Here is an 11,484-nt window from a genome sequence, read left to right on the forward strand (position 1 = left end):
GGACGCAAATGACAATGCCTGAAGACTGGCTCAGACGGTTGAAATTGCCGCTCCTTATTGCACCGATGTTTCTCGTGTCTACCGTCGAGCTGGTAGTTGCTGCATGTCGTAAAGGCGCCATTGGGACCGTGCCGGCGGCGAATGCCAGGACTGTGGAAATCTTGGATGAGTGGTTTCATCGAATTTCAACTCAGCTTGCGCCGACTGACGCGCCGTGGGGCGTGAACCTGCTGGTTCATAAGAGCTATGAGCGGCTCAACCAAGACCTTGATGTAGTGGCGCGCTATCGGCCACCACTGATCATTACGGCTCTCGGCAGTCCCAAGGAGGTAATTGAATGCGTGCACTCGTACGGCGGACGGGTGTTCGCTGATGTGAACTCGGTGCAACATGCCCGGAAAGCCGTATCGCTCGGAGTCGACGGGCTCGTCCTGGTCGCTGCTGGCGCAGGGGGGCATACCGGGATGATGAGCGCCTTTGCAATGGTCCCCGCCATTCGAGAGTTTTTCGGCGGGACGATAGTCTTAGGTGGGGGAATCATCAATGGATCGGGCATTCGAGCCGCGGAAACGCTGGGCGCCGACCTTGCCTCGATGGGTACGGCATTTATCGCCTGCCCGGAGTCGATGGCCAGCGACGCATACCGTCAAATGCTGCTGGATTCGGACATTGACGATCTGATCTTGACCAGAGCCGTTTCCGGAGTGCCGGCGTATTGGCTGCGCAAAAGTTTGACCGCAGTCGGCATCAATGCTAACGAACTCGAGTCCGCAGAGCCGGTGCGCAACGGAGACATTGAGCGTTGGACCAAGGTGTGGTCAGCCGGCCATGGTGTGGGATCGCTCAATGCGATTGAGCCAACGGCCGCTTTGATGGACCGACTAACCCGCGAGTACTGGTCCGCCGTTGAAAGCGGATCTCGACTGCAGCATTTCGAGGCCGCATGATGACCAGTTCCTCGCCACGCATCCTCGGCATCGGAGGTGGGACAAGACCCGGTTCGAGTGCCGAGCGCTATCTGCAGCTTGCGCTCAGCGCCGCTGAAAAGGCAGGGGCAACCACAAGCTTCCTCGGTGCCAGTTCGCTTCGTTTACCGCTCTATGAACCTAGCGCCGCGGCAGACGTTGCCGCACAGCAGCTTGTTAAAGAGCTGCGCAGCGCAGACGGAATCATCATCGCTTCGCCTGGATATCACGGCACAGTGTCCGGGTTCATGAAGAACGCGCTTGACTATGCCGAGGAAACCAGAAGCGACAAGCGCCCCTATTTCAGCGAACGAGCGGTCGGGTGCATGGCCGTGGCTGGTGGATGGCAGGCAGCGGTTGGAACGATGGCGTCCTTGAGGGAGATCGTGCATGCGCTGAGAGGATGGCCTACCCCGATGGGCGTCGCCATCAACATCGCTGAAGCCCCGCTCGATTCCGAAGGCATCTGCCAATCGATTTCAGTGGTACAGCAAATTCAACTGATGGCAAGCCAGGTCGTTGAATTCGCGAATCTTTCGACCAATCGACAACTTTAAACAATCCGAACTTTGGAGATATCCATGACCAACTTTCCGCAACTATCTAATAACCAGTTCATTCTCCGGCAGCGACCCAGTGGGCTGCCAAAAGAAAGTGACTGGCAGCAGGTAAAGACGGGCGTAACGGCACCGGAAAAAGGAAAGGTACTCGTGGCGGTCACTTTCATCTCTGTGGATCCCGCCATGCGGTCGTGGATGAATGAAGGTAAGTCCTACATGGAGGCAATCGCCATCGGCGATGTCATGCGGGCCGCCGGGGCCGGCTTGGTCTTGCAGTCCGACGATGCGAGATTCAGCGTCGGTGACGCTGTGCTCGGAGCTTTTGGTGTTCAGGAGTTCGCGACCATGGACCCCAATGATCTTACGAAGATTGATATCTCCAACGTGCCAGCAACGGCTTATATGGGCGCCCTTGGCACTCCGGGTTTTACGGCGTACTTCGGTCTTCTGGAAATAGGGAAGGTCAAGTTCGGCGAAACGGTTCTGGTGTCCGGCGCCGCAGGTGCCGTGGGTTCAGTTGTCGGGCAAATCGCCAAGATCAAGGGGTGTCGCGTCGTTGGTATTGCGGGCGGCGCAGAGAAATGCGCTCACCTCGTCAACAACCTTGGGTTTGATGCTGCGGTCGACTACAAACAGCCCGACGCACGTGCGCAGTTGTCAAAAGCATGCCCGGAAGGTGTCGACGTTTACTTCGACAACGTCGGTGGCGAAGTACTCGATCTGGCTCTCGGTCGCATTCGCCGCGGCGCGCGTATTGTGGTTTGTGGGGCTGTCTCTCAATACAACAACTTGACCCGTGGCAGCGGACCCAAAAACTACATGTCTCTGCTCATGAACAGAGCCACGATGGAAGGATTTGTGATTTTCGATTATGAAAAACGCTATCCCGAGGCACTGCATGCATTGCGAGCTTGGCTAGCTGCCGGCTGGCTCAAGTCTTACGAAGATGTGCTCGAGGGCATCGAGACTTTCCCCACGGCCCTGCAGCGCATGTTTGAGGGGGGAAATACCGGAAAAATGCTTATCAAGCTCCCAGCAAGCGCTGGCCTTGCGGCAACTGCGAAGTAGCGGGGCAACTCATGAACAATCGCCCGTGGTTGAAGTGGTATCCGCCTCAAGTTCCGCACACCATAGACCCCCTGAAGGAATACCAGACCCTTGCTGATTTCTTCAGTGATTCGTTTTATCGTTTGAGAGATCGCATTGCAATTCGTCACGAAAGCAGTGAACTCAGCTATTCAGATCTAGATTCGTTGAGTTTGGGAATTGCGGCGCATCTACAGACGCTGAGGCTCCAGCCGGGAGCAAAAGTAGCCGTCGCGCTTCCCAATTCAACGCAATATGTAATAGCGGCAATCGGCGTGATTCGAGCGGGCATGGTATTGGTCAACGTCAATCCTGCTTACACCCCTCGAGAGTTTCTGCTGCAAGTATCGGATGCCGAAGCAGAGGTGGTCATATTGCTCGAAAGTCAGTTCGAAGCGGTGAAGGATGGACTATCCCAGACGCGGGTTGACCATTCAATTCTGTGCAACCTGTGCAGTGATTTGAAGTCTTGGCGAGAACGCCATGGGACAAACAATGTCGCCAAATCGGTCATCGATATGCCTGAGGCGCTCTCGCTTGGGTTGTCCGCGACGTATTCGACGCCCAAGCTCGCCAAAGGTGACACCGTGGTTCTGCAATACACCGGCGGGACCACGGGGGTTTCCAAGGGGGCAATGCTCTCCAATGAAAGCCTTCTGGCCAACACTGCGCAAAATTCCGCCTGGTTCTACCCCGCATTGGCAGACATACCCATCCCGGTATTCGCGTGTGCATTGCCTCTGTACCACATAGTCTCTTTCATAACACTCCTGGCGAGCATTAAATTGGGGGGGATTATGCTCTTGATCACCGATCCTCGTGACTCGACGAAGATGTTGGCGAAGTTGCGTGAAGCTCCCTTTCACATGTTGCCTGGCATCAATACGCTATTTAGCAACTTGATGAATGATCCTGAGTTCGACACAGTCGATTGGAAACATCTGAAGGTTACAACAGCTGGCGGAATGGCGACCCAGCGTCCAGTCGCCGCGCGGTGGCTCGAAAGAACGGGTTGCGCCATCAGTGAGGGGTATGGACTTTCCGAGACATCCGGAACGGTGAGCTGCAACCCACCTCACGGCAATATTCGCCAAGGGACCGTCGGCCCGCCAGCACCGTCAACAGAAGTGTTGATCCTTGACGAGAAATTTGAAGCCCTCCCATTGGGAAAAATTGGACAAATTGCGGTTCGTGGCCCGCAGTTATTCAAGGGCTATTGGCAGCGCGGCGAGGAAACTGCTCGTTTCATGACGAAGGATGGTTTTTTCCTTACCGGTGATCTCGGTTGCATTGATGAACAAGGCTATCTGTGCATTTCTGGCCGCGAGAAAGAAATGATGCTGGTGAGCGGTTTCAACGTTTATCCGAGCGAGATTGAGGCTGTCGCTATCGAAATGGAACAAGTGCTTGAGTGCGCGGCCGTTGGCGTTCCTGATGAGCTCACTGGAGAAGCCGTGAAACTGGTTGTGGTGCCTCGAAGTGACGCGTTAACCGAAGAATCGATAAGACAACACATGAAGGCAAACCTGACTGCGTACAAGCGCCCGAAGATCATTGAATTTCGGACAAAGCTCCCCCGGTCAGTAGTTGGGAAGTTGCTTCGCTCCTCGCTGGGTGCCGCGCTGTGAGGTTGAAGATAGGCGTGCCTGCCGAGACAATGGCCGGCGAAACCCGCGTGGCCGTAACGCCCGAGACGGTGAAGAAACTGGCCGCTTCCGGGCACACCGTGCGCGTGCAGTCCGGGGCCGGCATTGCAGCCAACGTCACCGATGCCGCCTACGAGGCCGCCGGTGCCGAGATCGTCAACATGAACGCCGCCTGCGCGGCCGACATGGTGCTCAAGGTGCGCACGCCCACCGATGCCGAGACCGCGCTCATGAAGCCCGGCACCGTGGTCATCGGCATGCTCAACCCCTTCGATGCGGCCGGCCTGCAGCGCCTGGCCACGGCCGGCCTCACGGCCTTCGCGCTCGAAGCGGCGCCGCGCACCACCCGCGCCCAGAGCATGGACGTGCTCTCCTCGCAGGCCAACATCGCGGGCTACAAGGCCGTGATGATCGCGGCCGACAAGTACCAGCGCTTCTTCCCCATGCTCATGACCGCCGCCGGCACCGTGAAGGCGGCACGCGTGGTCATCCTCGGCGTGGGCGTGGCGGGCCTGCAGGCCATTGCCACCGCCAAGCGCCTGGGCGCCGTGATCGAAGCCTCCGACGTTCGCCCGAGCGTGAAGGAGCAGATCGAATCGCTCGGCGGCAAGTTCATCGAGGTCTCCTACGACACCGATGAAGAAAAGGAAGCCGCCGTCGGCGTGGGCGGCTACGCCAAGCCGATGCCCGCAAGCTGGCTGGCGCGCCAGCAGGTCGAGGTCGCCAAGCGCGTGGCGCTGGCCGACATCGTCATCAGCACCGCGCTCATTCCCGGCCGCGCCGCGCCCACGCTCATCACCGAGGACATGGTCAAGTCGATGAAGCCCGGCTCGGTGATCGTGGACATCGCCGCCGGCAAGGGCCAGGGTGGCGTCGGCGGCAACTGCCCCCTCTCTGAAGCCGACAAGACGTTGGTCAAGCACGGCGTGACCATCGTGGGCGAAACCAACCTCGCGGCGCTCGTGGCGGCCGATGCATCGGCGCTCTATGCGCGCAACGTGCTCGACTTCCTCAAGCTCATCGTCACGAAGGAAGGTGCACTCAAGATCGACCTGGAAGACGACATCGTCGCCGCCTGCCGCGTCACGCACGACGGCCAGGTCACGAAGAAATAAAGCGAACAGCGAACACGCGAGGAGAACAAGCGCCATGGACCCCGTTTCCCATACCGTCATCAACCTGATCATCTTCGTGCTGGCCATCTACGTGGGCTACCACGTGGTGTGGACCGTCACGCCCGCGCTGCACACGCCGCTGATGGCGGTGACCAACGCGATCTCGGCGATCGTGATCGTGGGCGCCATGCTGGCCGCCGCGCTCACCACCACGCCGCTGGGCAAGACCATGGGCGTGCTCGCGGTGGTCCTGGCCGCGGTGAACGTCTTCGGCGGCTTCCTCGTCACGCGGCGGATGCTGGAGATGTTCAAGAAGAAGGACAAGAAAGCGGCTGCGTCCAAGGCTGAAGAGGAAGCTTCCAAGTGAGCATGAACCTTGTCACGCTGCTGTACCTCGTTGCCAGCGTCTGCTTCATCCAGGCCTTGAAGGGCCTCTCCCATCCCACCACCTCGATCCGCGGCAACGTCTTCGGCATGACCGGCATGGCCATCGCCGTGCTCACGACCATCGCGCTCATCCACGGACAGGCGCGCTCGCTCAACGTCGACTTCGGCACGGGCATCGCCTATCTGCTCGCGGCCGTGGTGGTCGGCGGGGGCCTGGGGGCCTTCATGGCCAACAAGGTCGAGATGACCAAGATGCCCGAGCTGGTCGCCTTCATGCACAGCATGATCGGCCTGGCTGCGGTCTTCATCGGCGTGGCCGCGGTGGCCGAGCCCTGGGCCTTCGGCATCGCCGCTGCGCCCGTGGCCGCGCTCATCGGCGCGCAGACGCCGGACGGCGCGGTCGTGCTCGACGGCTTCGTGCGCTATGCCATTCCCGCGGGCAACCGGCTGGAGCTCTTCCTGGGCGCAGCCATCGGCGCCATCACCTTCAGCGGTTCGGTCATCGCCTTCGGCAAGCTCTCGGGCAAGTACAAGTTCCGCCTGTTCCAAGGCGCGCCGGTACAGTTCTCGGGCCAGCACATGCTGAATCTCGTGCTGGGTCTCCTGACCGTCGCACTGGGCCTGGCGTTCGTCTTCACCGAGAGCTGGCCGGCCTTCTTCGCGATGCTGGCACTGGCGTTCGTCATGGGCGTGCTCATCATCATCCCGATCGGCGGGGCCGACATGCCGGTGGTGGTGTCGATGCTCAACAGCTACTCGGGCTGGGCGGCCGCGGGCATCGGCTTCAGCCTGAACAACGCGATGCTGATCGTGGCCGGTTCGCTGGTGGGCTCTTCAGGTGCAATCCTGAGCTACATCATGTGCAAGGCGATGAACCGCTCGTTCTTCAACGTGATCCTGGGCGGCTTCGGCGGCGAGGCTTCCACGGACAGCGGCGCGGCCAAGGAGCAGCGCCCGGTGAAGACCGGCAGCGCCGACGACGCGGCCTTCGTGCTTGGCAATGCCGAGACGGTGGTGATCGTGCCGGGCTACGGCCTGGCGGTGGCGCGCGCGCAGCATGCGGTGAAGGAACTGGCCGCCAAGCTCACCGAGAAGGGCATCACCGTGAAGTACGCCATTCACCCGGTGGCGGGCCGCATGCCCGGCCACATGAACGTGCTGCTGGCCGAGGCGGAGGTGCCGTACGACCAGGTGTTCGAGATGGAAGACATCAACGGCGAGTTCGGCCAGGCCGACGTGGCGATCATCCTGGGCGCCAACGACGTGGTGAACCCTGCCGCGCACACCAAGGGCAGCCCCATCTACGGCATGCCGATTCTGGAGGCCTACAAGGCCAAGACCGTCATCGTGAACAAGCGCTCCATGGCCGCGGGCTACGCCGGCCTGGACAACGAGCTGTTCTACATGGACAAGACCATGATGGTTTTTGGCGACGCCAAGAAGGTCGTCGAGGACATGGGCAAGGCCATCGAGTAAAGCCTTTCCTGATAAACGCATCAACACAGTGCGGTGGTGACTCGAAAGCGGTGCTCCCGTCAACTTTGGCTAGGGCCAAAGCTTGGGCAGCGGTGGATTGGGTCCCCTCTTCTCAGCGCCTTGCAGGTGAAAGGCAATGCGCTACTGACCATCACGGTACACGGGATGAGCACACCGCGCGGTCAGGCCGCCATGGTCGGTACTTCGTCCGATAGCGCCCTCAGTGCCCCACCTCGCGCTTCATCTATCCCGTCCAGCGCATCCCGAGCCGGACCATTTACAAAGGCCCAAAAAATGCCCCTCTCCCTTCAAGGCAAGATCGCCGTCGTGACTGGCGCAAGCACCGGCATAGGCTTGGCCATTGCCAAACGGTTTGCAGCCGAAGGCGCAAGCGTCGTTATCACCGGTCGACGCCAGAAAGAACTTGACGTCGCGGTCGCCGACATTGGGGATCAAGCCTCCGGCGTGCGCGCCGACGCCTCCAGCTTGCAGGATCTCGATACCCTGTTCGATACCGTCAAGCAACGACATGGACGCATCGACGTCTTGGTCGCGAACGCGGGAGGCGGCAGCATGGCTCCTCTTGGCGCGATAACGGAAGAGCTGTTTGACAAGACGTTTAGCACCAATGTGAAGGGGGTGCTCTTCACGGTTCAGAAGGCACTTCCCCTGTTCGCGGATGGCGCGGCGGTCATCCTGGTCGGTTCAACCAGTTCGATACATGGCGTACCCGCATTCAGCGTCTACAGCGCAACGAAGGCGGCAATTCGGAACTTCGCTCGTAGCTGGATTCTGGACCTCAAAGGTCGCAACATTCGCATCAATGTCCTCAGTCCCGGACCGACGAAGACGCCTGGGCTGGTAGGCCTGGTGCCAGTCGAGCACCAGCAGGGGTTGCTTGATGGTTTTGCCGCTCAGGTCCCAATGGGCCGAGTCGGGGAGCCGGATGAAATCGGCAAGGTCGCGGTCTTCCTGGCCTCGGACGCGTCGAGCTTTGTCACCGGCATCGAGCTGTTCGTCGACGGCGGCATCGCGCAGATCTAGGGCAATGAAGCTGTTGAACCTGTTCAGTGCGCAGGCCTTGGCTGCAGCGCCCGGACTCGGCCAGACTGCACTTTCGGTGGCAGCGGCCGAGTGCGCCAGCTTCGTCTACCGATTGAAGTTCATTGGCCTCAGGCCCGAGCGCGGCGGAACGATCGAGGCCGGTCACTACCACTTCGATCATGTCGGCCAGGCAACCGACTTTCCTCGGGTGCACGCTATTGGTCGGCTGCAGAGCAACCGTTGTCGCCCATCGGATTGGCCTGAACCTCGTGGCCGGAGGATCCTTTCGTGCAGGCTCCCAACTTCTTTCGGACACGGAATATGACGAATAGCGTATCCATCTGGCGCTCTACCGCTGCATCGCAGCCTCTTCAACTTCCTGCAAGGACTCGACCATGAAACTCGACAACGCCACCGTCCTCGTCACCGGCGCCAACCGCGGCATCGGTCTCGCCTTCGCCCGCGCCGCTCTGGCCCGCGGCGCGCGCAAGGTCTACGCGGGAGCGCGCGACCCGGCCAGCGTCACGTTGGCCGGCGTTGAACCGATCCGCCTCGACGTCACTCAGCCCGATGACATTGCCGCGGCGGCACGCCATTGCGGCGACGTTACGCTGCTGATCAACAACGCCGGTATCGCGACGCTCGGCGGCTTCCTTGCCGAGGGCAGCGTCGAGGCCGCCCGTGCCCAATTCGAGACCAATTTTTTCGGGCCGCTGCACATGGCGCTCGCCTTTGCGCCGGTGCTCGCCGGCTGCGGCGGCGGTGCGATCCTGAACGTCCTGTCGCTCGCGAGCTGGATCACTGCGCCCCGCCTCGCAACCTATGCCGCCACCAAATCGGCCGCCTGGTCACTGACCAACAGCCTGCGCCATGAGTTGCGCGCCCAGGGCACCCAAGTGCTGGGCTTGCACATGGGGTTCGTCGATACCGACATGGCGCGCGGCAACGATCAGCCCAAGTCCAGCCCGGACGAGGTGGTGCGCCGCAGCCTCGATGCCCTCGAAGCCGGGGCCGAGGAGGTGCTGGCCGACGAGATCACCCGGCAAGTCAAGCAGGGCTTGTCGGCCGAGCCGGGCGTCTACCTTCGGACGACCTGAGGCTGAACTGCCTTCCTGGAAGCTGCTCCCCAGCACCTACCTGAATGAACGGTGACCACGAGACTATAGACATGACAGAAGCTCAAACCGGCACCAAGCCCATCCCCGAGTCTCATGCATTCGACGTGACTGCGCTGCGGGCCTATCTCGAGCCGCGGGTCGATGGCTTCCAGGGCCCACTCACGGTCGAGCAATTCAAGGGCGGGCAATCGAACCCGACCTACAAGCTCAACACGCCGGAGCGCTCTTACGTGATGCGCTGCAAGCCCGGCCCGGCGGCGAAGCTGCTGGCCTCGGCGCATGCGATCGATCGTGAATTCGCCGTGATGCGGGCGCTGCGCGCAACCGACGTGCCGGTCCCGGACATGTACCTGCTGTGTGAAGATGAATCCGTGATCGGCTGCGCCTTCTACGTGATGGAGTACATGGCCGGCCGCGTGATGTGGGACCAATCGATCCCCGATGCCGACCGCGCGCAACGGAGCCGAATCTACGACGGGATGAACCGCGTGATCGCGGCGCTGCACAACGTAGACATCAAGGCGGCGGGTCTCGAGACCTACGGCAAGCCGGGCAACTACTTCGAGCGCCAGATCGGCCGCTGGACGAAGCAGTACCAGGCTTCGATCACGCAGCCGATCCCCGAGATGGATCGGTTGATGGACTGGCTCCCTGTGCACATACCGGCCAGCGCGCGCGACGAGAGTCAGGTGTCAATCGTGCACGGCGACTACCGGCTCGACAATCTGATGTTCCACGCCACCGAGCCACGTGCGATCGCGGTTCTCGACTGGGAGCTCTCGACCATCGGCCATCCGCTGGCCGACTTGAGCTACCACTGCATGTCGTGGCACATCCAGCCGGGCCCTACCCTAGGCATTCGCGGTCTCGACCACGCTGCTCTCGGCATCCCCGATGAGAAGAGTTATGTACGCCGCTACTGCGAGCGGACTGGCCGCGCCGACCCCGACGCAGTGATGGCCGATTGGAACTTCTATCTCGCTTACAACATGTTCCGCCTCGCCGGCATCCTGCAAGGAATTGCCAAACGTGTGGAGACGGGGACGGCATCGAGCGCACAGGCAAAGCAAGCAAGCGCCGGTGCGCGGCCGCTTGCGCAGATGGGTTGGGCGCTTGCGCAATGCGCTTGAACGACACGAGCCTGCTCCAGCGACTCCTTCTGGCCGGATTGTTGCCTTATATCCCGTCCAAGCACGCCACGAATTCGCTCATCAACGCGGACTGCGCCTGCTGCTGCGCCGAGATGATGTACCGTGCAAACTTCACCTCCGGCTTGAAGGGCAGAACCTTGACGCCCGCCAGATCCAGGTGTCGCACCACCAGTGGATTGACCACGCTCACGCCCAGTCCGAAGCTCACCATGCGACAGATGACCGCTGAGTAGGGTGCGTCGATCGTCTGGCGTCTTCTGTCGGGGTTGAACGCCGCGTCGATCGGCACGCGCGTGCCGTCACCCTTGGTGAGCGAGATGAAAGACTCGTCGTCAAGATCCGAACTCAAGACCACGCGCTTGCGCGCCAGCCGGTGACCTGACGGAACGATGCACACGCCGTTTTCCTCTGCCCACAGCGTGGACTGCAGGCCTGGCGCGTCGTCCAGGTTGGTCACCAAACCGAGGTCCACATAACGGTTTGCCGTCCACTTCGCCACGGTAGGCGAGTCGCCGGTGTGAATCGAGACGGGCGTGTCCGGGTACCGGCGGCGAAATGCGCGCATGACCTCTGGCATGACGGTCATTGCCAGCGAAGCAACGGCGCCGATGCGCAGCGTGCCTGTGCCGACTTCGCGAATCTGCTTGGCGCTGTCGGTGAGTGCCTCCATGCCGAGGAACCAGCGTTGCACCGACTGAAAGAACGCCTCTGCCTCGGGCGTGGGCGCCAGGCGACCGCTGAGCCGCACGAACAGCCGGAAACCAACCGCTGCTTCCAGTTGTGCGATGGCCCGACTCACGTTGGATTGGGAGGTGTGCAGTTCATGCGCAGCCAGCGTCATCGACCGCGTGAGCATCACGGCCCGGAAGGTTTCGATCAGTTTCCAGCGCATGTTTTCGGCTCCTTGCTTGTGAGGAGAGAGCATATCCAAATGGA

The 11,484-nt window shown here is 61.1% G+C and carries 11 protein-coding genes; 10 read left to right on the forward strand and 1 reads right to left on the reverse strand.

Annotated elements, in window-relative coordinates; all coding sequences use genetic code 11:
• Positions 1-8 precede the first annotated feature (8 nt).
• From AC1DSF_RS08605 to AC1DSF_RS08650, 10 genes are all read left to right on the forward strand, one after another.
• Entirely contained in the window at positions 9-947 is a 939-nt protein-coding gene (locus AC1DSF_RS08605; RefSeq protein ID WP_478182650.1) for an NAD(P)H-dependent flavin oxidoreductase, read from the forward strand.
• Entirely contained in the window at positions 944-1,522 is a 579-nt protein-coding gene (locus AC1DSF_RS08610) for an NADPH-dependent FMN reductase (RefSeq protein ID WP_478182651.1), read from the forward strand. Before AC1DSF_RS08605 ends, AC1DSF_RS08610 begins: the two co-directional genes overlap by 4 nt.
• Before the next feature lie 24 nt (positions 1,523-1,546).
• Positions 1,547-2,593: an NADP-dependent oxidoreductase gene (locus AC1DSF_RS08615; RefSeq protein WP_478182652.1), complete on the forward strand. Its 1,047-nt coding sequence runs from the start codon at positions 1,547-1,549 to the stop codon at positions 2,591-2,593.
• A gap of 11 nt (positions 2,594-2,604) precedes the next feature.
• Positions 2,605-4,239, forward strand: a complete 1,635-nt coding sequence (locus tag AC1DSF_RS08620) for an AMP-binding protein (protein WP_478182653.1) — start codon at positions 2,605-2,607, stop codon at positions 4,237-4,239.
• Positions 4,240-4,241: 2 nt separating this feature from the next.
• Positions 4,242-5,372 (forward strand): Re/Si-specific NAD(P)(+) transhydrogenase subunit alpha, encoded by a 1,131-nt coding sequence (locus tag AC1DSF_RS08625; protein WP_478182804.1) that lies wholly within the window; start codon positions 4,242-4,244, stop codon positions 5,370-5,372.
• Positions 5,373-5,406: 34 nt separating this feature from the next.
• Complete coding sequence (locus AC1DSF_RS08630; protein ID WP_478182654.1) at positions 5,407-5,739, forward strand: NAD(P) transhydrogenase subunit alpha part 2; 333 nt, start codon at positions 5,407-5,409, stop codon at positions 5,737-5,739.
• Positions 5,736-7,235, forward strand: coding sequence for an NAD(P)(+) transhydrogenase (Re/Si-specific) subunit beta (locus tag AC1DSF_RS08635; RefSeq protein WP_478182655.1), 1,500 nt, complete (start codon positions 5,736-5,738; stop codon positions 7,233-7,235). The genes AC1DSF_RS08630 and AC1DSF_RS08635 overlap by 4 nt, the downstream gene beginning before the upstream one ends.
• Before the next feature lie 294 nt (positions 7,236-7,529).
• Positions 7,530-8,279, forward strand: a complete 750-nt coding sequence (locus tag AC1DSF_RS08640; RefSeq protein ID WP_478182656.1) for an SDR family NAD(P)-dependent oxidoreductase — start codon at positions 7,530-7,532, stop codon at positions 8,277-8,279.
• A gap of 395 nt (positions 8,280-8,674) precedes the next feature.
• Positions 8,675-9,376, forward strand: a complete 702-nt coding sequence (locus AC1DSF_RS08645) for an SDR family oxidoreductase (protein ID WP_478182657.1) — start codon at positions 8,675-8,677, stop codon at positions 9,374-9,376.
• A gap of 71 nt (positions 9,377-9,447) precedes the next feature.
• The gene (locus AC1DSF_RS08650) at positions 9,448-10,527 is read left to right on the forward strand and encodes a phosphotransferase (RefSeq protein WP_478182658.1); all 1,080 of its coding nucleotides are present in this window, start codon (positions 9,448-9,450) and stop codon (positions 10,525-10,527) included.
• A gap of 46 nt (positions 10,528-10,573) precedes the next feature.
• Here the strand turns inward: AC1DSF_RS08650 and AC1DSF_RS08655 are convergent, their stop codons facing one another.
• Positions 10,574-11,440: a LysR family transcriptional regulator gene (locus AC1DSF_RS08655; RefSeq protein ID WP_478182659.1), complete on the reverse strand. Its 867-nt coding sequence runs from the start codon at positions 11,438-11,440 to the stop codon at positions 10,574-10,576.
• Positions 11,441-11,484: the final 44 nt, after the last annotated feature.

The sequence above is a fragment of the Variovorax sp. 01N429 genome, from assembly GCF_056399425.1.

Excerpts from the sequence above, each read along its gene's own strand:
- AC1DSF_RS08605 (WP_478182650.1), top strand. The coding sequence starts at position 9 with ATGACAATGCCTGAAGACTGGCTCAGACGGTTGAAATTGCCGCTCCTT.
- AC1DSF_RS08610 (WP_478182651.1), top strand. The coding sequence starts at position 944 with ATGATGACCAGTTCCTCGCCACGCATCCTCGGCATCGGAGGTGGGACA.
- AC1DSF_RS08615 (WP_478182652.1), top strand. The coding sequence starts at position 1,547 with ATGACCAACTTTCCGCAACTATCTAATAACCAGTTCATTCTCCGGCAG.
- AC1DSF_RS08620 (WP_478182653.1), top strand. The coding sequence starts at position 2,605 with ATGAACAATCGCCCGTGGTTGAAGTGGTATCCGCCTCAAGTTCCGCAC.
- AC1DSF_RS08630 (WP_478182654.1), top strand. The coding sequence starts at position 5,407 with ATGGACCCCGTTTCCCATACCGTCATCAACCTGATCATCTTCGTGCTG.
- AC1DSF_RS08640 (WP_478182656.1), top strand. The coding sequence starts at position 7,530 with ATGCCCCTCTCCCTTCAAGGCAAGATCGCCGTCGTGACTGGCGCAAGC.
- AC1DSF_RS08645 (WP_478182657.1), top strand. The coding sequence starts at position 8,675 with ATGAAACTCGACAACGCCACCGTCCTCGTCACCGGCGCCAACCGCGGC.
- AC1DSF_RS08650 (WP_478182658.1), top strand. The coding sequence starts at position 9,448 with ATGACAGAAGCTCAAACCGGCACCAAGCCCATCCCCGAGTCTCATGCA.
- AC1DSF_RS08655 (WP_478182659.1), bottom strand. The coding sequence starts at position 11,440 with ATGCGCTGGAAACTGATCGAAACCTTCCGGGCCGTGATGCTCACGCGG.